This is a genomic window from Nocardioides fonticola (assembly GCF_039536805.1).
Classification (GTDB): Bacteria; Actinomycetota; Actinomycetes; order Propionibacteriales; family Nocardioidaceae; genus Nocardioides; species Nocardioides fonticola.
The window spans coordinates 267,719-289,904 of sequence record NZ_BAAAZH010000010.1 but is presented as its reverse complement, the minus strand read 5'-3'; the positions used below and the strand labels follow the sequence as shown (position 1 = coordinate 289,904).

Below are 22,186 nucleotides of genomic sequence, written 5' to 3'. Positions count from 1 at the left end.
CTCCCCGACATGGAGACCGATCCGGCCCGCGCCACGGCGCAGGCGGCCGCCGCCGAGCGCGGCGCCGCCGGCCGGATCGGCCCGCTGTTCGCGACGATCTGGCTCTTCTACCTCGGCGACCCGATCCACCACGCCTGGCAGCACCGCGACCAGGTCGCGGGGGTCGTCGGCGGTGTCGCGACGGTGGCGTTCGCAGCCGTGTACATGACGCTGTGGATGCGCATCCGCTCCGACCGCACCCGCCTCGTGCGCCACCCGCCGGCGTCCTTCAGCGTGCCCTACCTCGTGGCGCTGCTGGGTCTGGGCACGACGATGGTCGCCACGCTCGGCGAGTCCGGGATGGCCTCGGTCGTCTACATCGCGGTGGCGACCGTCATCGCCGTCCCGGCGCGGGTGTCGCTCCCGATCGTGGGGGTCGTGACGGTCGCGGTGCTCGCCCTGGGGGCGGTGGAGGACTGGGGCAGCCAGGCCAGCCTCGCGTTCGGCGTCGTCGCCGCGGCCGCCGCGATGTTCGGGATGCGGGCCGTGATGTCGCGCAACCTCGCCCTCGTCGCCGCCGAGCAGGAGAACGCGCGGCTCGCGGTCGAGCACGAACGCACCCGCTTCGCCCGCGACCTCCACGACATCCTCGGGCACTCGCTGACCGTCATCACCGTGAAGGCCGAACTGGCCGGCCGGTTGCTGGAACAGGACTCCCCCGAGGCACGCGAACGGGCCCGGCGCGAGGTCGCCGACCTCGAGCGCCTCAGCCGCGATGCGCTGGCCGACGTGCGGCGGGCCGTCGCCGGCTACCGCGACCTCTCCCTGCCCGGCGAGCTGGCCCGGGCGCGGATGGCGTTGGAGGCCGCCCAGATCGACGCCGAGCTGCCGAACTCCACCGACGAGGTGCCCAGCGACCTGCGCGAGCTGTTCGCGTGGACGGTGCGCGAGGGCGTCACCAACGTGATCCGGCACTCCGGGGCGCGCCGGTGCCGTATCGACCTGGACGCCGATCGGGTGCGCGTCAGCGACGACGGCGCCGGGCCGGAGCCGGCCGCCGACGCCGGCTCCGGGCTGGCCGGGTTGCGGGAGCGGGCCGCCGCCGTCGGGGCGACCGTGGTGACCCGCGCCCTCGAGCCCGGCTTCGCCCTGGAGGTGCAGCGCTCGTGACGATCCGACTGCTGCTCGCCGACGACCAGGCGCTCGTGCGCGGTGCGCTCGCCGCGCTGCTCGACCTCGAGAGCGACCTGGAGGTCGTGGCCGAGGTCGGTTCGGGGGACGCCGTCGTCCCCGCCGCGCTGGAGCACCGGCCCGACGTCGCACTGCTCGACGTCGAGATGCCCGGCATGGACGGCATCACGGCCACCGCGGCACTGCTCGACGCCGTGCCGAGCTGCCGCGTGCTCATCGTGACGACCTTCGGCCGGCCGGGCTTCCTGCGCCGCGCGCTCAAGGCCGGCGCCTCGGGCTTCGTCGTCAAGGACACCCCGGCCGCCCAACTCGCCGACGCCGTCCGCCGGGTGCATGCGGGACTGCGGGTCGTCGACCCGGCGCTCGCCACCCACAGCCTGGTCAGCGGCGAGTCGCCGTTGAGCCCCCGGGAGACCGAGGTGCTGCTGGCCGCACGCGACGGCGCCTCGGTCGCCGACATCGCCCGACGGCTGTTCCTCTCCCCCGGCACCGTGCGCAACCACCTCTCGGCCGCCATCGGCAAGACCGGGGCCGCCAACCGGGCCGAGGCCGCGATCGTGGCCGAACGCAACGGGTGGTTGTGATCCGGCGCACGCCGCGTAGCGTCGTCACCATGCGCCCGATCGCCTCCGCCGTGCTGCCGGTCCTGCTCCTGCCGCTCCTCGCCTGCGCCTCCCCCGACGCGCCGGACGCCGCGCCCCGCACGGGCACGTCGTCCTCCGCCGCCGCGAGCGACACGCCCGCAGCCGCCTCGACGACGACCCCGGCCGCCCGCCGCGTGCCCGCGCTGCGGGTCACGAGGCTGATCACCGGGCTCGACAAGCCCTGGGACGTGCGCCAGCTGCCGACCGGCGAGCTGATCTACACCCAGCGCGACCGTGCGTCGCTCAGCGTCTGGAAGGACGGCACCGCGCGCACCCTCGACTTCCCCTCCAGCTCCGTCTGGGTCTCCGGCGAGACCGGCCTGATGGGGCTCGAGGTCGACCCCGACTTCGCCACGAACCGGCGCGTCTACACCTGCCAGGGCGCCACGACCTCCGGCGGCGGGCACGACGTCCGCGTCGTCGCCTGGCGCCTCGACGACGCGCTGACCAGCGCTACCCGCATCCGCACCGTGCTCGGCGGCTTCCCGGCCAGCAGCGGACGGCACGGCGGCTGCCGGCTGCTGATCCTGCGCGACGGCTCGATGCTGGTCGGCACCGGCGACGCCGCGATCGGCACCAACCCCGAGAACAAGCGGTCGCTCGGGGGCAAGACGCTGCGGCTCGACCCCGAGACCGGCAAGCCGTGGCCCTCGAACCCCTTCATCCGCTCGCAGTACAAGCGCACCCGCTACATCACCACCTACGGCCACCGGAACGTGCAGGGCCTGGCCCAGCGCGCCGACGGCAGCCTGTGGTCGATCGAGCAGGGCAGCTTCCGCGACGACGAGGTCAACAAGCTGCGCAAGGGCGGCGACTACGGCTGGAACCCAGTGCCCGGCTACAACGAGCAGGTGCCGATGACCGATTTCTCCCTACCCGGCAAGCAGATCGGCGCCCGCTGGCGATCGGGGAATCCGACCCTGGCCACCTCCGGCGGGTCGTTCGTGAACGGGTCGGAGTGGGGCGCCTACGACGGTGCTCTGACGGTCGCGGTGCAGAAGTCCGAGCGGGTGCTGTTCCTCAGCTTCGACAAGCGCGGCAAGCTCCAGAAGGTGCGCACCCCCGACGTGCTGCGCCAGTACGGCCGCATCCGCACCACCTGGCAGCTGGCGAACGGCGACCTGCTGGTGGCCACCGACAACGGCAACGGCGAGGACGCCATCCTGCGGGTGCGTCCCGCCTGATCAAGCCTGCCAGCCGCCGAGGGCGGCACCGAGGACGACGATCGCGAACCACGCGACCAGTTCGGCGACCGCGACCCACAGCACGCGACGCGGGTGCGGCGTCCACCAGCTGAGGGCGCGGGCGACGGCGGCCACCCAGATCGCCACCAGCAGCAGGTTGCCCCACCAGGGCGGCAGCTGGGAGCTGGCGAGCACGAGGAAGCCGCCAGCGGCGAGCAGCGCGAGCCCGACGAACGGCCACGGCGAGGCCTTCGCGGGCGGCGCCGTCGGTCCGTAGCGGGGACGCTCGACGGGGTCGCTCACCCGGCGTCGTCCTCGGGGTCGCGGTCCTGGGATTCCCACGCCTCGTTGCGCTCGGCGACCTTCTCCAGCGCGTGGGCGGCGGCGTCCTCGGAATCGTAGGGGCCGAGCCGGTGCTTGCCCGGGCAGAGGTTCTCGATGGTCTCCACGCGATGGTGCTTGAGGCAGAACCAGTACTGGTCGGGGCGGCCACCTTCGCTCATGAGATCGAAACCTACACTCGGGCCTCGTGAGCAGCGCAGCGATCCGACCCGGCACGATCTCGCCCCGACGCGCCGTCCCGGCCTCGATCCCGCGGCCGGAGTACGTCGACAAGCCGGCGCCGACGCCGTTCACCGGCAGCGAGATCAAGGACGCCGAGACCATCGAGCGGATGCGTGCCGCATGTCGGCTAGCCGCGCAGGCGCGTGAGGAGGTCGGACGCCACGTCGCGCCCGGCATCACCACCGACGAACTCGACCGCATCGGCCACGAGTTCCTCTGCGACCACGGCGCCTACCCCTCGACCCTCGGCTACCGCGGGTTCCCGAAGTCGCTGTGCTCGAGCGTCAACGAGGTGGTCTGCCACGGCATCCCCGACAGCCGGGTGGTCGAGGACGGCGACATCGTCAACATCGACATCACCGCCTACCTCGACGGCGTGCACGGCGACACCAACGCGACCTTCCTCGCCGGCGACGTCGACGAGGAGACCCGGCTGCTCGTCGAGCGCACCCGCGAGGCGCTCGACCGGGCGATCAAGGCCGTGAAGCCCGGACGCCGCATCAGCGTGATCGGCCGGGTCATCGAGTCCTACGCCAACCGGTTCGGCTACGGCGTCGTCCGCGAGTTCACCGGCCACGGCATCGGCACCTCGTTCCACTCCGGTCTCGTGGTGCCGCACTACGACGTCGAGGCGCTCGGCGCCGACGACCCTTACGGCCACGACGTCATCAGCCCCGGCATGACCTTCACCATCGAGCCGATGCTCAACCTCGGCACCCACGAGTGGGAGATGTGGGACGACGGGTGGACCGTCGTCACCCGCGACGGTCGCCGTAGCGCCCAGTTCGAGCACACCCTGCTGGTGACGGCCGACGGCGCCGAGGTGCTGACCATCCCGTGATCGGCCCGTCGGCCCCGGCGGGAAGTGTTTACACAGCCGTCACATGCGACCCTTCGGGTGACCTCGCGTGTGACACGGATCTTTGTACTGTCGCCCCATGACGAGGGGCTGGGGCAGGCACGGAGGCTCGGCATGAGCGGCATGTTCGAGGGCTACGTCGCCGACGGGCCCGCCTACGACGAGATGTTCGACGGGGAGAGCCTGCGAGCGCCGTACGAGCTGCTGCGCCACTCCCTGCGCGAGCTGACGACGCCGGAGCTGATGAGCCGGGTGGAGACGCTCCAGGCCAACTACCTCGACCAGGGCGTCACCTTCGACATCGGCGGCGAGGAGCGGGCCTTCCCCCTCGACATCCTCCCCCGGGTGATCGAGGCCGAGACGTGGTCGCGCATCGAGGCCGGCGTCCAGCAGCGGGTGCGCACGCTGGAGGCGTTCCTCGCCGACGTCTACGACGCCGGTCAGGTCTTCGACGACGGCGTCATCCCGCGCCGCGTCATCACCACCTCCTCCCATTACCACCGGCAGTCCGCCGGCGTCCGGCCCCCCAACGGCGTGCGCGTGCACGTCTCGGGCATCGACCTGGTGCGTGACAACGAGGGCGAGTTCCGGGTGCTCGAGGACAACGTGCGGGTGCCCTCGGGCGTGTCGTACGTGATGACCAATCGGCGCGCCATCTCGGCCGCGCTGGCCGAGACCTTCGCCGAGCACCGCATCCGCCCGGTCGGCGGCTACCCCCAGCGGCTGCTGCACGCGCTCCGCGCGGCCGCGCCGGCCGGCGTGGCCGACCCGACGGTCGTCGTCCTCACCCCGGGCGTCTACAACGGCGCCTACTTCGAGCACGCGCTGCTGGCGCGCACGATGGGCGTCGAGCTCGTCGAGGGCCGCGACCTCGAGTGCAGCCGCGGCCGGGTGATGATGCGCACCACCAAGGGCCTGGAGCCGGTGCACGTGATCTACCGTCGCGTCGACGACGAGTTCCTCGACCCGGTGCACTTCCGCCCCGACTCGCTGCTCGGCGCCCCGGGCCTCATCGACGCCGCCCGCGCCGGCAACGTCACGATCGCCAACGCCGTGGGCAACGGGGTGGCCGACGACAAGCTCGTCTACACCTACCTGCCCGACCTCATCCGTTACTACCTGGGCGAGGAGCCGATCATCCGCAACGTCGACACCTGGCGCTGCGGCGACGCCGAGGCGCGCGAGGAGGTGCTCGACCGGCTCGACGAGCTCGTGCTCAAGCCGGTCGACGGCTCGGGCGGCAAGGGCATCGTCATCGGCCCGCGCGCCACCCGCGCCGAGCTCGACGAGCTGCGCGGCAAGGTGATCGAGGACCCCCGCTCCTGGATCGCCCAGCCCGTCGTCCAGCTCTCCACGGTGCCGACCTTCGTGGACGGCGAGCTCGGACCGCGCCACGTCGACCTGCGGCCCTTCGCCGTCAACGACGGGCAGCGGGTGTGGGTGCTGCCGGGCGGCCTGACCCGGGTGGCGCTCGCCAAGGGCGAGCTGATCGTGAACTCCTCGCGCGGCGGCGGCTCCAAGGACACCTGGGTGCTGGCCGGCCCGACCCAGACCCTCGTCGAGCAGGAGCAGCAGCAACAGCAGCAGCTGCAGACGCCGAGCGCGCCGTCGGCCACGGACGGGGAGGACGACTGATGCTGAGCCGGATCGCCGAGTCGCTCTTCTGGATCGGCCGCTACATCGAGCGGGCCGAGGACACCGCCCGCATCCTCGACGTCCAGACCCAGCTGCTGCTGGAGGACGCCACGGTCGAGGAGGAGCCCACCTGCCGCGGGCTGCTCTCGATCATGGGCCTGGAGATCGAGCCGGAGACCCACGTCGACCTCTCGATGGTGCTCTCCGAGCTGGCGTGGAGCCCGACGTCGGTCTCCTCGATCGCCTTCGCGCTGGCCGCCGCCCGCGAGAGCGCGCGGCGCGCCCGCGAGACGCTGTCGGTGCCGATGTGGGAGACCATCAACACGACCTACCGCACCATCCAGTCCGGGCACTTCCACTCGATGCGCACCCCGGCGGCCTTCCAGTGGGTGCGCGACCGGGCCGCGCTGGTCAACGGCACCGCCGACGCGACGATGACCCGCGACGAGGGGTGGCACTTCCTCATGCTGGGGCGCTGCATCGAACGCGTCGACATGACCTCGCGGCTGGTGGCGACGACGTCCCTCTCCTCCCAGGGTGGGGCGCAGTGGACCTCGACGCTGCGGGCCTGCGGCGCCTACGAGGCGTTCCTGCGCACCTACCGGGGTCTGGAGACCGAGCGCAGCGCCGCGGAGTTCCTGCTGCTCGACCGGCTCTTCCCGCGGTCGGTGGTCTTCGCGCTCAACCGCGCCGAGCAGTGCGTGGAGAACCTGGAGGCCTCCAACCAGCGCGCCGGGTTCCAGAGCGAGGCGCAGCGGCTGCTGGGCCGGATGCGGGCCGAGCTGGAGTACCGCTCGCTCGCCGACGTCCTCTCAGACCTGCCGGTGGAGATGGAACGCCTGCAGCGCACCTGCGCCCAGGCCACCGAGGCCGTGACCCGCCGCTACTTCTCGGCGTCGGAGGCCCTGACCTGGGAGGCGGTCGGAGACTGATGCAGCTGCGGATCACCCACACCACCACGTTCACCTTCGACGGCCGCGCCCAGGCCGCCCACCAGCAGGCCCGGCTCACGCCGCTCACCACGCCCGAGCAGATCGTCGTGCACAACCGGCTCGAGATCAGCCCGAAGCCGTGGACCTACGAGTACCGCGACTACTTCGGCTCGCTCGTCACCGCCTTCGAGATCAGCGAGCCGCACGAGACCCTCTCGATCGTGGCCACCTCGACGGTGCAGACCAACCGCTCCCCCGCCGGGCCGCCCACGCTCACCTGGGAGGACCTCGAGGGCTGGGACGTCGCCGACCGCTGGACCGAGTACCTCGTGCTGCCCGAGCAGGTCGCCCCGGACGACGCGCTCGCGGCCGCCGTCCGCTCGATCGCCGACGCCGCCGCGCTCCCCGGCGAGGCCGCCCGCGCCATCTGCGGCCACGTGCACGCCGAACTCGAGGCCGAGGCCCCCGACCCGATCCCGGTGAGCCGCGTCGTCCACCGCGCCATCGGGGCGCTGCGCTCGGTCGGCATCCCGGCCCGCTACGTCTCCGGCTACTTCCACCCCGACACCGAGCCCGCCGTCGGCGTCCCGGCCACCGCGCACGCCCACGCCTGGCTCCAGTGGTGGGACGCCGGGTGGCACGCCTTCGACCCCACCAACGACTCCGAACCGGGCGACCGGTACGTCTCGGTGGCCACCGGCCGCGACTACCTCGACGTCAAGCCGGTCAGCGGCATCTTCGCCGGCGCCGCCCTGGAGTCGCTCGCCGTCGGGGTCGAGATCGTCCGGCTCGCCTGAGGACTGGCTCCCGCTGCCTGCGGGCCCTAGGCTGCGCACGCGGATGGGCTGGTCGGGCGACCGCGTCGTCCCGAGTGATCGGGACGCCGAGGAAGGTCCGGGCTCCACAGGGCAGGGTGGTGGGTAACGCCCACCCGGGGTGACCCGCGGGAAAGTGCCACAGAGAACAGACTGCCGTCCCGCTCGCGGGGCGGTGAGGGTGAAACGGTGGGGTAAGAGCCCACCAGCGACCGGGGTGACCCGGCCGGCTCGGCAAACCCCACCTGGAGCAAGGTCGAACAGCGTGCGTTCGAGGGCGGCCCGCCCGAGTACGCGGGTAGACCGCTGGAACCCACCGGCAACGGTGGGTCGAGATGGATGGTCGCCCCCCGGAGACCCGTGAGGGTCCCGGGGACAGAACCCGGCCTACAGACCAGCCCGTCCGCACCTCACCTTCTGACCTGCGGCGGAGCGCCATCAGCGCCTCCGTTGTCCTCAGTGCGTCCTCAAGCGGTGATGCGTCGGCGTCCCGCTGAGCGATCGCGGCGGGACGCGTCCCGCGACCAAACGCACGTACGTGGGCCGGCCCTCACGTCAGGCCGATCCTGAGAAGGGAAGAACCAGATGACCGAGATTCAGCACGCCTTCAAGCACCCGACGGCCGGGCGTGGAGGCGTTCCGCGTCGCCGACGCCCTGGAGGTGCTCGCCGCCGCCGTGAAGGGCCCGAGCAGCGGCTCCCTGCGAGTCGAGGTGCTGGCCACGCTGTTCGAGGAGATCGCCCTCGGCGGCGGGAACGTGCCCGAGGTCGTCGCCGAGGCAAGGCGCCTGGCCGCCGAGCGGCTGCTCGGCTGAGTTACCCGACCGAGGCGCCCCCAGCCCTTCCCGGTGGCTGGGGGCGCCTCATGCTTGCTAGACGTCGTGACCGCCCGCGCGGGCGCTCAGGACGTTGGTGTCACAGTCCGGGTCGGTGCACCGTCGAGCAGGCACCATCGCACGGAACCCACCCACGGCCGGGGCCGGCGTCGAGATCAGGATCACCGGTGCGCCGCAGGCCTTGCAGGGCGGCTGGCTGCCCGCAGCGCGGTGCAAGGCGTTGAGGGGTGCGGGCATGGCCGGGTCACCAGGCCCCTTCGAGGTTCGGCCGGCGCCCGGCCATGACTGGACTCAGTGGCTCTGGGGTCGGGACGACCTCGTAGACGACGGTCACCCAGGGCGCGCCGTCGGCGTCGTTCCAGATGTGGGGGCCGCCGGTGAGGGTGGCCCGCTTGAGGTCGTCGTGGTTGAGCTGGACTCGGTTCTCCGGTGCGGTCGGCTGGAGCGCTGAGCTGAGGTGCTGCTCCGGCTCGTTGAGGAGGCTGACGAGCAGCTGGTCGAGCCCGCGGGGGTCGGCGATACGGACGCTGTGCGGGATGCGCATGGGTCTCTCCTTGGCGTGAGCGGTGGATACCCGGTTGGGCATCCGCTTCTCAGGCTGGCAGGAGGCACCGACAAATCCGTGGGTCCGCTCGGCGTGGCGCCCGCCCCCTGGGGGCGGACCCCCTGGCGCTGGTCGGGTCTGTGCGGTGGAAAGGGAGAGTCGCCGCTCGCCGCCATCGGTCCTGACGCGGCCCCCATGCCCGAAGCCTGCGTAGGTGGCGTTGACGCCAGGCGGTCAGGTCCTCATGCCACCGAGGCCCGCCCGCGCGCCCGGGCGCGGCGGCGCTGCTCGGCGGCGCGCTTGCAGGTGGTGCACACCCCAGGCGCCGCTCTTCTCCTGGCGGCCGTGCTCGGCGAAGGGATGCTCGGAGCGCTTCGGCAGTGTTCTCGCAGGTCAGCGGGGAACTGTCATGAACGGTCCGAACGCATCGTTTACGGGAGGTTGGTGCCCAACCTACAGACCAGCCCGTCCGCACCTCAGGGCCCCGCCTAAGCAGCACGACAGGCCCGAACCCGGGTCGGGTTCAGGCTGTCGTAGTGAGTGCTGGTTCAGCGGTGGTGCCGGTCGGGGTGCGGAGGTACTGCTGACCGTGGGGACTGGTCCAGCGGTAGCTGCCGGGTGGGCCGGCTCCGGGTTCGAGCGGTTCGTAGGTCCAGCCGTGGTGGGTCTTCACACGGTGGTGATGTCGGCAGAGGGCGGCGAGATTGTCGGTGCTCGTTCCGCCGCCTTCGTCCCACGGGACGATGTGGTCGAGGTCGGCTGATCTGGCTGGCCTGGTGCAGTGGGGGAAGACGCAGGTGACGTCGCGGAGGATCACCTGTTCCCGCAGGAGTGTGGGGATCTCGTAGGACTCACTCGACCGGTGTTCGGCCAGGTCGAGCACGGGCCGCACGACGAGTTGAGTATCGGGGTCAGCGCACCAACTGCGCAGGGTGTCGAGGTCGATCGCGGTGCGGGTGTTCTCCACACGAGCGGCCGTACCGAAGGGGTTCTGGCCGGGTGCGTGGCTGATGTGGACGTAGAGCTGGAGGGTCCGCTCGGACCGCGCCGGCGGCTCCACCTCGCCATCGGCGGGGAAGCTCAGGGGTGTTTCGCGTCGTGCGAGTTCGCCGAGTGCCATGGCCCGCCGGGCGTCCAACGACTCCTCACAACCCAGGTCTTTCAACTGGGCGGCGATGGCGGCGAGGGCGTCCTCGAGATCCAAGGCGTCGGCGAGGTCGAGGGCGCCTTCGATGTCGACCCTGCCGTGGAAGTCGACGTGCCGGGAGTAGATGGTGACGTGTCGCTTGTCGTCGGCCGCTTCCCGCCTGGCCTTGAGGAGCTCGGGGTCGGCTTCGGCTTCAGCTGCCTTGACGGTCTGTTCGATCCCGCGTCCACCGATGGAGTGCGCGAAGGACGCCAGGCGTTGGTCGACGAGGGCGACGGCTTCGGGCGAGAGGAGTCGGGTGGCCTGGGCGATCTTGCGTGCCCGCCACACCGGAACCTCACCGGCCTCCACACGTCGCCAGCACCGGGGCAGACGGGTAGCGAGTTCGAGGGCGTCGCCGATGTAGTAGTGCCCCGCGTCGGTGGACAGGCCGATCGCGGCAGCGAACTCATCGATGCAGAACTCCGCCACCAGAGGAGCGCCTTCGCCGGCGATGGCGAGGGTGCGTTCGGTGCCCGGAACACAAGCGCTGTCCCACTCATCAGCCACCGGGTGGGCGAGAGCCCACCGGGCGGCGGCGATGAAGACGGATCGTTCGGCGTCCTCGGCCACCACTCGCGCGTCGCGCGCGAGGACCAGGAGGGACCGCGGGTCACGCGGGTCCTGTTCTTCCTGGTGTGGGGTGGGGGAGGCCATGCCTCAGTCTAATCGAACACATGTTCGACGACAAGGTTTCGAGCGACTGAATCTGCGTGGTTGCGGCTGCCTTTCGGCTTGCTGGGCTTCGAGGCCCTCGCCTGGGGGCTCGGGCACCTCAGCCACCGGACGGGAGCCGCAGATCGCCTGCTGTCGGCGTTCGTCTTGCGGGGTCTCGAGGCTCGGCGCCGGGGGCGCCTCGCACCTCGACCACCGGTCGGGCGGCGGGCTCGCTCGGTGGTCGAGGTGCGAGCGCCAGCGAGCCGCGAGACCCCCGCACCCAAGCGGCAGCCAGAACCCCCACCCTCGTAGCCAGCGCCTTTCCGCCCGACGCCGACAGCGACCGGGACACCGAGAGCAACCCGGCGCCCACGTAGCCGGCGCCTTTCAGGCAGAGCGTCCGAAAGCCGGGAGCAGACATCGAGCGAAGACGGCGTCCCCACCGTCAGCAGTCATCCCACCGGGTCTCGCGGCTCGGCGCCGGGGCGCCTCGCACCTCGACCACCGAAGAGCGACCCCCTCAGCCCCGCACGACCCCCACACCGAGCCGCCCCACGACTCCGGCGAGCGCGACCAGCACGGCGACATCGACCTGCTGCACCATCACGAAAGCACCGACGGCGCCCACGACGGCGACGAAGATCACCTGGAGCAGCACCGACGGCGTCCGGAGCGCCACGAGCTCGATCGCCACCGCCGCGAGGGCGCCGATGAGGGCGGCGGGCAGCAGGGCGTAGAGGAAGGTCGTCGGCGCGACGAGGAGGAACCACGGCCAGGAGTCGACGCTGGTCGCTGCGAGGCTGACCGCGAACACCCCGCAGGCGATGAGCGTCGCGAGCACGTGACCGACCAGGTCGGGCGTGCTGCGCGGGCGGACGGCGGTCGCGGTGTCCATGGGGTCAGGATCCTCCGCGGCCGCCGTCCGCGCCAGTGCCCGCGACTACTCGGTCTCCCCCGCCGGCAGGTAGCCGCCCGGCACCTCGTCGGGGGCGTAGATGCGGTCGTCGCCCGGGTAGGGGGTGCGCCACTGGTGGGCCTGGTACCAGGTCCAGCGGTTCATCTGCTCCGGGTGGGCGCGGTCGGGGACGGCGGAGGCGCCGCTGAAGTGCTGCCGCGCCTGCCAGCGTCCCCAGGCCGCCGCGATCGCTTTCATGTCGTCGGGGACGGCGGTGCGGGCGGCGACCTCACGGTTCAGCGCCTTCGCGGCAGCACCCTCCAGGCCGAGCGTGTCGAGCCCGCAGGACGGCGCCTTCGCGACCCCCTCGGTGAGCGGCACCTGGTTCGGCACCGCGTCGAAGGGCAGGAACGACGGCTGGGTGGTGAAGGCGTCGACCATCGGGGTGGCGGCCGCGACCTTCTGGTTGAGCGGCTGAGCGCCGAGGATCTGCTCGACGGTGCGCACCATCGAGATCTGGCTGTAGTACGTGCTCACCACCGAGCCGTGCTGGGCCCACGGGCTGATGACCTGGATCGGCGCGCGGTGCCCGTCGACGTGGTCGACGCCGTCCTGGCTGTCGTCCTCGACGACGAAGATCGCCGAGTCACGCCACCAGCGACTGTGCGAGATCTCATCGACGATGCGGCCGACCGCGAGATCGCCGTCGGCGACCTGCGCCTCCGGGTCGGGGGTGCCGCCGGTGTGGTCGCTGGAGAGCCACAGCATGTTGAGGGACGCCGGTCCGTGCGCCTCGAAGTCCTGCTTCCAGATCCAGTACCGGTAGAGGTCGGGGATCGAGGTGTCGAACTTCGGGTAGTCGTGCACGGTGACCGAGTTCAGCGACGGGATCGGCGAGGCCGTGCTCTGACGGATGTCGGAGTCGAGGAGGCCGCTCGGATCGCCGTCGTCGGCGGCGCGGGCGGCACAGTAGTACTGCTGCCAGGTGGCGCCGTCGGGCTTGGTCTCGAACTGGTTGAACTCCCCGAAGTCGCGCACGCTGCCGCCGGCCGACTCCACCGCGGTCCACAGGAAGCCGCTGCGCTGGTGGCCGAGGACGTCGTCCTCGGTGTCGTAGCTGCGTTCGTACTCCCCCGCGCTCGACTCGGTGTAGGCCGGGTCGTCGCCCTGCATGAGCCAGTTGTGGCCCTCGGCGGAGTTCGTGCCGATGTCGTAGGTGTTGTCGTAGAGGCCGAACTGCCGGGCCAGCGCGTGCTGGTTGGGGGTGACCTTCTCGCCGAACTGCGCGAGCGAGGCGTCGCCGTCGCCACGCGGGTCGTCGCCGTAGACCTGGTCGTAGGTGCGGTTCTCCTTCACCAGCAGGAAGACGTGCTTGATGGTGGAGGGGTCGCCCAGCCGTGCCGGCACGGGCACCGGCTTCGCGGTGCGGCCGACCGCCCGCGGGACGTCGTTGAGCCCCCAGCCGTTCTGCCGGTACACGGTGGTCGTCCAGGTGCCGAGGTCGCGGGTGGCGGGGAGGGTGAACCGGGTGATCGATCCGGTGGTGCTGTGGGTGCCGTGCCCGGTGGCGGGCGTCGTCCCGGCCCCCTTGTCGACAGTGACCGCGGGCCCGAGGGCGTCGATGCCGCGCGTGTTGGTGACGACTACCTGGCCGCCGACCGTGGCGATGTCGGAGGGGAAGTAGTCGGTGGGCAGCAGCCCGAGCGCCCGTGCGGGTGCGCGAGGGTCCTTCTCGACGCGGTAGACGCCGACGGCGTTCGCCCGGCCCAGCGTGACCAGCAGCCGCTGTCCGGCGAGCGCCAGCGCGGTGGGCTCGTACCCGACCTTCGAGGACGGCCACGGCTGCGTCGCGATCGTCTGGACGACGACGTCGCGCCGCGTGTCGACGACCGAGACCGTGTCGCCCCCGGTGTTCGCCACGTAGAGCGTCGTGCCCTCGAGCAGCAGCGCGGTCGGGTGCAGCCCGACGGCGATGGTGCCGACGCGCGGGTCGGCGCTGGCGTCGCTGGTGTCGATGACGCTGAGCGCGCCGGTGGTGGAGGTGCCGAGGTACGGGTCGGCGGGGACCTCGGTGCCGTAGGAGTTGAGCGTCGACTCCCCCGGCGTCGCGCGCCGCCCGCCCTCGTCGCTGACATAGAGGCGCGTGCCGACCACGGCGATCTCGCGGGGCGCGAGGCCGACGTCCCAACTGCGCTCGACGGTGCCGGTGCCGGGATCGATCGCCACCACCCGGTTCTGCCCGTTGAGGGGCACGTAGAGCGTGGAGCCGTCGGCCGAGTAGGCCGCCTTGCCCGGCAGCGCCTTCGCGCCGGCCAGCGTCGGCAGGGGCACCGACGTCGGGGTGCCGAGCGTGCCGTCGGGATTCACCGGGAAGCGGGTCAGGCCGGTGGCCTGCGGCAACCAGAGGAGGGTGCCGTCCGGGGAGAAGGTGGGCGCCTCCTGGCCGACGGTTCGGTCGGCCAGCTTCTCGTCGACGCCGGTCGCGGTGCCGACGCGCCAGACCAGCTGGTAGCTGGCGAGGTCGATGATCTGGAGCGTCACCGACCGGTCGGTGCTGGTGGCCGCCAGGAACCGGCCGTCGGGGCTGACGGCGGATCCCATGAACTTGCCGTAGGGCGTCGCCAGCCGGTCGCCGATGGGGGCGAGGGTCTGGTTGGAGGAGATCTGGAGGCCACCGGGGTAGGTGGTGCCGACGTGCTGGGAGCCGAAGCCGGCGGTGGTGCCGTAGGCGACGCCGCCGCCGGCGAGCACGAGGACCCCGGCCACGACGCCGAGCCGCCGGGCGGCGCTCCTCCCCTGCCCGCGTACCCGCTGGCGGACGACCTGCTGTGGGCCTGGCATCGATCGCTATCCCTTCGTCGGCGCTGCCAGCAGGTCGACGAGGCCGTCGACCTGCCACAGCGGATTGGGTGCGTCCCCGAGATCGGTGCGCACGAGGAAGTAGCCGTTGACGTCGGTGGGTCCGTCGCCGTCGGCGACGTAGCGCCCGTCGGGTGCCACGTCGAGCTGGTAGATCGCCCGGCCGATGGTCGCGACGCCCGGCAGCCGCCAGCGCACGACGCAGCGCCAGTCGTGCCCCGGACCGTCGTCGACCCCGCGCGGGCCGCCCCGGTCGCAGGAGGCGCGGGCGCGCAGGTCGGCCTCCGCGACGTCCGGGCGGCCGAGTTCGGCGCTCTGCCGCCGGTAGAGGTGGGCGAAGGACTCGGCGAGGGACGCCTCGAGCGGGGCTCGATGGATGCCGCTGCCGGCAGCGGGCGTGGTCGCCGCGAGGACGCCGGCGCCGCCGCCGACGAGAGCAGCGACGGCGGCCGCCACCAGGCCGGCCCGGGCGGCACCGACCGGTTCGCCGAGCACCGTCTCGGTGCGGACGAAGCAGTGGCGCGCGATCGCCAGCAGGACGACGGTCCAGATCGTGGCGACCAGAGCCCCGGCGATCGGGACGGCGGTCTGCGCCGGCGCGGTGAAGAGCCCCCGCCACGCGAGGAACCCGGCGCTCGGCAGCGCCAGCCGGACGACGGCCGGCAGCGGCGCGAGCTGCAGCAGCTGGAGGCCGAGACCGACGACCACGGGCGCGAGCAGCCCCAGCGGCGAGCGTCCGGCGAGGACCGCCCCGAGCACGCCGATCGCGGCGAAGGCGGCCGTCGCCGGGAGCACCGAGACCCAGGCCGCCAGCACGCGGACCGCCACCGCATGCGAGGTCAGCACGGTGCCGTCGAGACCGACGAGCGGGTGCGGGCCGACGCTCAGCAGGCCGCCCACGACCGAGGAGACCGCGATCAGCACGACGAGCATCAGGAGCGTGGCCGCCGCGATGGCCACCTTCGCCCCGAAGATGCGCCGTCGCGAGCGCACGGCGAGCAGCAGGTGCCGCCAGGTGCCGAGCCGGTCCTCCTGGGCGAAGGCGTCGCCGGCGACGACGGCGGTGAGCAGCGGAAGCATCCAGGTGCCGCAGAAGGCCAGCACCACCAGCGCGCCCGCCCACCCCGAGGCGGGGATCCAGCGCCCGAAGACGGTGTCGGTGGGCAGGGTGCTCTGGAGGCTGAGGCCGACCACGACGACGCCGGGCACGACCGCGCACAGCGCGACCAGCGCCTGGATCCGCCCTTGCGCCGCCGTCTTCGCGATCTCGAGCCCGAGCACGGCCCGCCAGGACGCCGGCCCCGCAGCCGCCTCGACCCGCCGATCCAGGACGGCGCTCACGCCTCCTCCCCACCGGTCAGCCGCACGAAGGCCGCCTCCAACGGCGAGACGACCGGGGCGAGCGAGCGCAGTCCGGCGCCGGCCCCGACGACGGCGGCCGCGAACTCCTCGATCGCAGCCGTCTCGCCCCGCACGACGACGGTGTCGGGGGCGGTGCGCGGCGAGGGCAGGACAGTGAGGCCGGGCAGCGTCTCCGCGATCGCCCGTGCGCGCTGCGGTTCGGCGACGACGACACGGTGCTCGAGCGGTCCGCACTCGGCGGCCAGCTTCGCCAGCGGGCCGCTGAACACCGCGCGACCGGCCGCGAGCACGGTCGCCTCGTCGCACCAGTCGGCCAGGTCGTCCATGCGGTGGCTCGAGACCACGACCGCGGCGCCGTCGGCCGCGAGGTCCTCCAGCACGGCCTGCACCAGGCGGCGTCCCTGCGGGTCGAGGCCGTTCGCCGGTTCGTCGAGGATCACCAGGCGCGGCTCGGTGACCAGGGCGCCCGCCAGCCCGAGTCGCTGCCGCATCCCGAGGGAGAACCCGCGCACCCGATCGTCGGCTACCTCGGCGAGCCCGACGCGGCTCAACGCATCGGCGACGCGGCTGCCGGCGGCGCCGCCCGCGCCGGCGAGCCGGGCGACGGCCATGAGGTTCGCCCGGGCCGTCAGGCCGGGGTAGAGACCGGGCGCGTCGAGGAAGCCGGCGACGCCCGCGGGCAGCACAGCACCCCGTACGACCGGCACGCCGAGCACCTCCACCGAGCCCGAGCGCGGTGCGAGCAGCCCCAGCAGCAGGCCCAGCAGCGTGGTCTTCCCGGCACCGTTCGGGCCGAGGACGCCGTGCACGCGTCCTCCTGCGACGTCGAGGTCGACGGCATCGAGGGCGAGCACATCGTCGAAGACCATGCGCACCGCGCGCACCCGTACCGCGTCGCCCACCCTGGCCCACCTCCCGAGGTCCGCGACGCTAGGCAGCGGGCGCGACACCGGCGGGACCCTGCGATGAACGCGCGACGAACAGCAGCGGTCCGACCCGACTAGACCACTGCCTGAGTAAAGAGCCCGGGACGTTGTACGAAGCCGCCGAAGACGCTTGACTTGGAGAGCACGTCGCCTGAACGGCCGGGGGGCCTGGGTGAGGCGACACTGCTTCCCGTGGCGGGGAGCACAGTGCACGTGCGGCTCCGTCGAGTACCCCATGATTCGGCGGAGCCGCACCGCTGTCCGCCCGAGGGGCGCTCGGCCGCTCCCACCCGATGTGGGGTAGCGTCGGCCTCGGCGCGTGTGCGCCTGCTCCACGCTGAAGAAGCCGGCACCCGGGAGCGTCTGCCCCAGGACCTTCGTTGACTCCCCACGGCCTCCGCCGTCCGCTCATCGCCCAACTGCTCGACGACTACCCGGTCACGCACGCAGGACTGCGCCTCCTGCTGCAACCCTTCGAGGCCCGGGTCCGGCTGCTCGAGCGCCCGAGCGATCCGGACGTCGTCCTCTACGAACCCGCCCGGCTCTCGACCAGCCAACGGCTCCGGCTGCGCGAGCTCCAGACGCTCCCCCACTGCGTCCAGGTCGCCTACAGCTGGGACGACCGCCAGGCCCACCACCCCTTCATCGGCAAGCACGTGCCGGTCACCCAGCTCGTGGCCCGTCTCGAGGAGCTCGTGCGCCAACGGCGGCGCAGCGAGGAGGAGCACACCCCGCACCTCGCCGGCCCGAAGCTCTCCCCGCGCGAGAGCCAGGTGCTCGCCCTCGTCGGACAGGGCCTGACCAACATCGAGATCGGCGAGCGGCTCGGCCTGAGCATCAACTCGGTCAAGACCTACATCCGCTCCGGGTACCGCAAGATCGGCGTCAACCGACGCTCCCAGGCCGTCAGCTGGTGCCTCCAGCACGGCCTGATCGGAGGTGAGTAGGCCGGATACCAGGCGGATCCGGCGCCGGGCTCACGGCTCGGGCAGCGGCTCGCGACCCTCGACGATCGCCTCCGCGACCTCTCGCAGCGGAAGGTTGCGGTGGCTCGACCAGCGTTGGAGCACCGCGAAGGCGCGCGCCATGTCGACGCCGTAGCGCTGCATGATCATGCCCTGGGCCATCCCGATGAGATGGCGACTGCGCACCGCCCGCTGGAGGCCCTCGACGAGGCGCGCGGCGTCGAGGGCCACGGCCGCGTGGGTCGCGTAGATCTCGGCGAGTTCGACGTCGTCGGCGCTGAAGGCGCCGGGCTCGCGGGAGTAGAGGTTGATCGCCCCGATGGGCCGCGGCGAGGGGTCGGCGGGCGAGGGCAGCGCCGGCAGCTCGACGCTGATCACCGACCGGACGCCGAGGGCCGCGGCCTTCGCGCCCCACCGCGGCCAGCGTCGGTCGGTGGCGGTGTCGTCGACGACATGGGTCTGACGATGCAGCGCGGAGTCCAGGCAGGGGCCCTCCCCGGTCTCGTACTGCGCCTGGTCGGCACGCTCGGCCCGGTCGTCGGTGGCCCCGACCGTCTCCAGCCGGCCGCGACCGCGACGCAGCGTCAGGCCGGCGCCGTCGGCGGGCCCGATGAGGTCGAGGCAGCCTGCGACGAGGCGCTCGAGGGTGACCTCCTCGTCACGCTCGGCGGCCAGCTCCTGCACCAGGCGCGCGAAGTAGGAGGCGTCGCCGCGGACGGCGTCCGGGTCGTGGGTGGTGCTCACGGGTGCGGATGATCGCGGCGCGCCGCCGTCCCGGCCTCCTCCACCCGGGTGAAGGCGACCGATCGGGTGGCCGGATCGGCCGCGGCGAGCCGCACGGTGACGGCCTCCCCCAACGGCAGCGGCGCGCCGTCGGCCGGTGCCGTGATCGGCGCCTCGACCGCGGGCTCGGCGAGCATCACCGTGCCGCGGCCGTCGGAGCGCAGATCGATGACGACGCCGTCGAAGGTGCGCCCGATCTCGGGCCGCAGCACCGTGGCCTCGAGGAGGTCGAGGATGCCGCGCTCGTAGGACGACGCCCGGCGGGCCGCCTTGGCCATCGTCTCGGGCAGACCGGGCAGCGCCTCGCGCACCCAGCCGGGCACCTCCTCGCCGGCACACAGGGCCACGCACACCTCGCCGACGTAGCGGTCGGCGAGCCGGCGCAGGGGCGCCGTGCAGTGGGCGTACTCGGCGGCCAGTGCGGCGTGCAGCGGCTGGGCCGGCACCTCGCCGTCGAAGGCCACGTAGCCGCTGCCGCGCAGCAGGCGGGTGCACGCCACCAGCATGGCGGCGTGGGCGGGCCGGTCGGCGTCGAGGGAACGGACGAACTCGGGATAGAGCATCTCGGCCGGCCAGGCGATCTCCAGCGCGCGGGCGGTGCGGTGCAGGCGCTGGACGTCGCGCGGGTCGGGCGGCGGCAGGGTGCGCAGCAGCCCGACGCGGGCGTAGACCATGAGGGAGGCGGCCGCGAAGCCGGTGAGGAGACTGATCTGGGCGTTCCACTCCTCGACGTCCGACTGGCGGCGGTAGGTGAGCGACCAGCGGCCGTCCTCGACGTCGATCTCCTGTTCCGGCAGGGGAAGCGACACCCCGCCCCGCGCCGCCTCGCGTGCCAGCCGCAGCCGACCGACCTCGCCGAGCAGGGTCAGCCACACGGGCAGGTCGCCACCGGCGTCGACCATCGCCTGGGCCTCGACGTAGGAGTGCTGCGCGGTCGAGCGCACCCGTGCGCGCTCGACGACGACATCGGTGCGCTCGCCCTTCGCGTCGAGGCGGATCGACCACAGCAGCGCCGGGCGCACCTGACCGGGGAGCAGGGAGGCGGCGTCCTCGCTGATCGCCGTGGGGTGCAGCGGCACCTTCGCGTCGGCGCCGTAGAGCGACTCGCCGCGGCGATGCGCCTCGCGGTCGACGGGGCCGCCGGGCTCGACGAACGCGGCGACGTCGGCGATCGCGTAGTGCACGAGGTAGCCCGCGCCGTCGCGCTCGATGTGCAGCGCCTGGTCGAGGTCGCGCGCCCCCTCGGGGTCGATCGTCACGAACGGCAGGTCGGTGCGGTCGAGGTCGGGCAGTCGCGGTGCGGACGCCGCCCGGGCCGCAGCCTCCTCCACCTCGGCGGGGAACGCCGGGTCGACCCCGAGCTCGGACTGGAGACGACGGACGCCGTCGGCCAGATCGGCGGCCGAGGCACCCTCGGCACGGACCCGGAGGACGCGGTTGCTGGGCATGACGGCACGATAGCCACACCATGCTGATCCTCCTGCCGCCCAGCGAGGGCAAGGCCGCACCCCGGCGCGGCAAGCCGCTCGATCTCGCCGCCCTCTCCTCCCCCGCCCTCACCACCGCACGGGTCGCCGTCCTCGAGGCGCTGGAGGCGCTGTGCTCCGGCGATCCGGCGGCCGCGGCCGCCACGCTGGGCATCGGCTCGACCCAGCTCGACCTCGTCGAGCTCAACGCGGGTCTGCGCACGGCTCCGACGGCGCGGGCCGACGCGATCTACACCGGCGTGGTCTACGACGCGCTCGACTTCGCTGGCCTCTCCGCCGCTGCGCGCCGGCGCGCCACGTCGCGGGTGATGATCACCTCCAGCCTCTTCGGCGTCGTGCGGCCCGGCGACCGCATCCCCGCCTACCGGCTCTCCGGCGACACCACCCTGCCCGGCCTCGGCGCGGTGGCGGGCGTGTGGCGCGAGCACCTGGGGCCCGCCGTCCTCGACGCGCTCGGGTCGGGCCTGCTCATCGACCTGCGCTCGACCGCCTACGCCGCGTTCTGGCGGCCCACGCCGGAGGTGGCCCGGCAGGTCGCCACCGTGCGGGTGCTGCACGAGGTCGACGGCGTCCGGAAGGTCGTCAGCCACTTCAACAAGGCCACCAAGGGCCGCATCGTGCGCGCCCTGCTCGAGGACGGCGCCGCGCCGCGCACCCCGACAGCGCTCGCCGAGGCGCTGCGCGACCTCGGCTGGACCGTCGAGGTCGGCACCCCGGGCGCCAAGGGCACCCAGCTCGACGTCGTCGTCGCCGAGCTGTAGCGGCCTGCCCGCGCAGAGCCGCTACAGGCTCAGCCGCCGCCACCGCTGGAGGCGGCGCAGCGCGACCGTGTCGGCATGCTCGGCCGGCACCATCGCCGCCTCCAGCCGCGGTCGGACGGCCTCGGGGTCGAGGTCGACGCCGATCGCGACCAGGTCGCTGGTCGCCGGAGCCGGGTGGGAGGCCACGAACAGCGACCGGCCGACCACATGGACGACGTAACCACGGGTGCCGGCGCCGGCCCGCACGGCGATCGTGCCCTTCATCCGGTACGCCCCGACCGGCGGGTCCTCCAGCAGGTCGAGCAGGGCGCCGGGCTCGATCGGACCGGGCCGGCTCACGCTCACCGAGGCCGCGTGGGCCGCGTGCCCATGGCCGTGCCCGTGCCCGTGCCCGCGGCCGTGCCCGTCGTGGCGCTCGTGCTCCTCCCGCAGCAGCGCCCCGAGCGGCAGCTGGTCGGGCGGATCCTCCAGCGCCGCGACGTCGTGGACGAGCTCGGGGTCGAGCCGACCGCGCTCGATGCGCACCACGTGCACCTGCGGGTTGGCCTCGCGGACGCGTGCCTCGATGCGCGCCAGATGCTCCTCGCGGTGCCCGGCCGGCACGAGGTCGCACTTGTTGATCGCCACGAGCGAGGTGACGGCGTACCGGGCCGGAGGCACGCCGCGACCGTCGGGGTCGACGGTGGCGAAGTGCTCGACGGCGTCCACCACGTCGACGACGCCGCCCGGACGGGCGTGCTCGGCACCGCTGAAGCGGATCATCCGGGCGAGCGCCCCAGGTTCGGCGATGCCGCTCGCCTCGACGATGACCGCGTCGAGCGCCAGCCGCGGATGGGTGAGCTTCTCCAACGCCGCATCGAACCCCTCGGAGTCGTCGAGGCAGCACAGGCAGCCGCCCGAGATCGAGGCGGCCTGGTCGATCTGCCCGCTCACCAGGGCGGCGTCGACGTTGATGGCGCCGAAGTCGTTGATGATCACCCCGATCCGGGCGCCGGGACGCCGCAGGAGGTGGTTGAGCACGGTCGTCTTGCCGGCACCGAGGTGGCCGGTCAGCGCGATGACGGGAACACGTCGCGGGGCCCGATCCATGGGCCGCATCCTGCCTCGTCGGCTCGGCGCGCGA

The 22,186-nt window shown here is 73.0% G+C and carries 21 protein-coding genes and 1 other RNA gene; 11 read left to right on the top strand and 11 right to left on the bottom strand.

What is annotated here, in order from left to right; genetic code table 11:
• The first annotated feature begins 9 nt into the window (after positions 1-9).
• From ABD671_RS06640 to ABD671_RS06630, 3 genes are read left to right on the top strand one after another with little or no spacing between them, the layout of a single operon-like run.
• Positions 10-1,149: a sensor histidine kinase gene (locus ABD671_RS06640; protein ID WP_344732485.1), complete on the top strand. Its 1,140-nt coding sequence runs from the start codon at positions 10-12 to the stop codon at positions 1,147-1,149.
• Positions 1,146-1,754, top strand: coding sequence for a response regulator (locus ABD671_RS06635; protein WP_344732484.1), 609 nt, complete (start codon positions 1,146-1,148; stop codon positions 1,752-1,754). Before ABD671_RS06640 ends, ABD671_RS06635 begins: the two co-directional genes overlap by 4 nt.
• A gap of 29 nt (positions 1,755-1,783) precedes the next feature.
• The gene (locus ABD671_RS06630; protein ID WP_344732483.1) at positions 1,784-2,998 is read left to right on the top strand and encodes a PQQ-dependent sugar dehydrogenase; all 1,215 of its coding nucleotides are present in this window, start codon (positions 1,784-1,786) and stop codon (positions 2,996-2,998) included.
• Here the strand turns inward: ABD671_RS06630 and ABD671_RS06625 are convergent, their stop codons facing one another.
• Both ABD671_RS06625 and ABD671_RS06620 read right to left on the bottom strand, forming a co-directional pair.
• Positions 2,999-3,301 (bottom strand): hypothetical protein, encoded by a 303-nt coding sequence (locus tag ABD671_RS06625; protein ID WP_344732482.1) that lies wholly within the window; start codon positions 3,299-3,301, stop codon positions 2,999-3,001.
• Positions 3,298-3,501: a hypothetical protein gene (locus ABD671_RS06620; protein WP_344732481.1), complete on the bottom strand. Its 204-nt coding sequence runs from the start codon at positions 3,499-3,501 to the stop codon at positions 3,298-3,300. Before ABD671_RS06620 ends, ABD671_RS06625 begins: the two co-directional genes overlap by 4 nt.
• Before the next feature lie 26 nt (positions 3,502-3,527).
• On the opposite strand from ABD671_RS06620, the gene map reads away from it, so the two are divergent.
• The 6 genes from map (at position 3,528) to ABD671_RS06590 (ending at position 8,617) form a co-directional block, all read left to right on the top strand.
• Positions 3,528-4,403 (top strand): type I methionyl aminopeptidase, encoded by an 876-nt coding sequence (map, locus tag ABD671_RS06615; RefSeq protein WP_344732480.1) that lies wholly within the window; start codon positions 3,528-3,530, stop codon positions 4,401-4,403.
• Positions 4,404-4,535: 132 nt separating this feature from the next.
• Positions 4,536-6,056: a circularly permuted type 2 ATP-grasp protein gene (locus ABD671_RS06610; RefSeq protein WP_344732479.1), complete on the top strand. Its 1,521-nt coding sequence runs from the start codon at positions 4,536-4,538 to the stop codon at positions 6,054-6,056.
• The gene (locus tag ABD671_RS06605) at positions 6,056-6,988 is read left to right on the top strand and encodes an alpha-E domain-containing protein (RefSeq protein WP_344732478.1); all 933 of its coding nucleotides are present in this window, start codon (positions 6,056-6,058) and stop codon (positions 6,986-6,988) included. The genes ABD671_RS06610 and ABD671_RS06605 overlap by 1 nt, the downstream gene beginning before the upstream one ends.
• Positions 6,988-7,785: a transglutaminase family protein gene (locus ABD671_RS06600; RefSeq protein WP_344732477.1), complete on the top strand. Its 798-nt coding sequence runs from the start codon at positions 6,988-6,990 to the stop codon at positions 7,783-7,785. The genes ABD671_RS06605 and ABD671_RS06600 overlap by 1 nt, the downstream gene beginning before the upstream one ends.
• 44 nt (positions 7,786-7,829) lie before the next feature.
• Positions 7,830-8,209: RNase P RNA component class A (rnpB, locus tag ABD671_RS06595), an RNA gene on the top strand.
• A gap of 222 nt (positions 8,210-8,431) precedes the next feature.
• Positions 8,432-8,617: a hypothetical protein gene (locus tag ABD671_RS06590; RefSeq protein WP_344732476.1), complete on the top strand. Its 186-nt coding sequence runs from the start codon at positions 8,432-8,434 to the stop codon at positions 8,615-8,617.
• A gap of 265 nt (positions 8,618-8,882) precedes the next feature.
• Here the strand turns inward: ABD671_RS06590 and ABD671_RS06585 are convergent, their stop codons facing one another.
• The 6 genes from ABD671_RS06585 to ABD671_RS06560 all read right to left on the bottom strand — a co-directional run bounded on the left by ABD671_RS06585 (position 8,883) and on the right by ABD671_RS06560 (position 17,043).
• Positions 8,883-9,182, bottom strand: a complete 300-nt coding sequence (locus ABD671_RS06585; protein WP_344732475.1) for a hypothetical protein — start codon at positions 9,180-9,182, stop codon at positions 8,883-8,885.
• 523 nt (positions 9,183-9,705) lie between these two features.
• Positions 9,706-11,025 (bottom strand): HNH endonuclease signature motif containing protein, encoded by a 1,320-nt coding sequence (locus ABD671_RS06580; RefSeq protein WP_344732474.1) that lies wholly within the window; start codon positions 11,023-11,025, stop codon positions 9,706-9,708.
• 520 nt (positions 11,026-11,545) lie between these two features.
• Positions 11,546-11,920, bottom strand: coding sequence for a hypothetical protein (locus tag ABD671_RS06575; RefSeq protein WP_344732473.1), 375 nt, complete (start codon positions 11,918-11,920; stop codon positions 11,546-11,548).
• A gap of 45 nt (positions 11,921-11,965) precedes the next feature.
• Complete coding sequence (locus tag ABD671_RS06570; protein WP_344732472.1) at positions 11,966-14,761, bottom strand: alkaline phosphatase family protein; 2,796 nt, start codon at positions 14,759-14,761, stop codon at positions 11,966-11,968.
• 6 nt (positions 14,762-14,767) lie between these two features.
• Positions 14,768-16,120, bottom strand: coding sequence for an ABC transporter permease (locus ABD671_RS06565; protein WP_344732471.1), 1,353 nt, complete (start codon positions 16,118-16,120; stop codon positions 14,768-14,770).
• A complete protein-coding gene (locus ABD671_RS06560) occupies positions 16,117-17,043 on the bottom strand; it encodes an ABC transporter ATP-binding protein (protein WP_344732470.1) in 927 nt (308 codons plus the stop codon). Before ABD671_RS06560 ends, ABD671_RS06565 begins: the two co-directional genes overlap by 4 nt.
• 404 nt (positions 17,044-17,447) lie before the next feature.
• On the opposite strand from ABD671_RS06560, the gene ABD671_RS06555 reads away from it, so the two are divergent.
• Positions 17,448-18,014, top strand: a complete 567-nt coding sequence (locus ABD671_RS06555) for a helix-turn-helix transcriptional regulator (RefSeq protein WP_344732469.1) — start codon at positions 17,448-17,450, stop codon at positions 18,012-18,014.
• A gap of 30 nt (positions 18,015-18,044) precedes the next feature.
• On the opposite strand, the gene ABD671_RS06550 is transcribed toward ABD671_RS06555, so the two are convergent.
• Together ABD671_RS06550 and ABD671_RS06545 are read right to left on the bottom strand one after the other, a co-directional pair.
• Positions 18,045-18,776, bottom strand: a complete 732-nt coding sequence (locus tag ABD671_RS06550) for a GAF and ANTAR domain-containing protein (protein ID WP_344732468.1) — start codon at positions 18,774-18,776, stop codon at positions 18,045-18,047.
• Positions 18,773-20,263: an RNB domain-containing ribonuclease gene (locus ABD671_RS06545; RefSeq protein WP_344732467.1), complete on the bottom strand. Its 1,491-nt coding sequence runs from the start codon at positions 20,261-20,263 to the stop codon at positions 18,773-18,775. Before ABD671_RS06545 ends, ABD671_RS06550 begins: the two co-directional genes overlap by 4 nt.
• Positions 20,264-20,283: 20 nt before the next feature.
• Here ABD671_RS06545 and yaaA point away from each other — a divergent pair, with 20 nt between their 5' ends.
• Positions 20,284-21,063: a peroxide stress protein YaaA gene (yaaA, locus tag ABD671_RS06540; RefSeq protein ID WP_344732466.1), complete on the top strand. Its 780-nt coding sequence runs from the start codon at positions 20,284-20,286 to the stop codon at positions 21,061-21,063.
• 21 nt (positions 21,064-21,084) lie between these two features.
• Here the strand turns inward: yaaA and ABD671_RS06535 are convergent, their stop codons facing one another.
• The gene (locus ABD671_RS06535; protein ID WP_344732465.1) at positions 21,085-22,152 is read right to left on the bottom strand and encodes a CobW family GTP-binding protein; all 1,068 of its coding nucleotides are present in this window, start codon (positions 22,150-22,152) and stop codon (positions 21,085-21,087) included.
• Positions 22,153-22,186 lie beyond the last annotated feature (34 nt).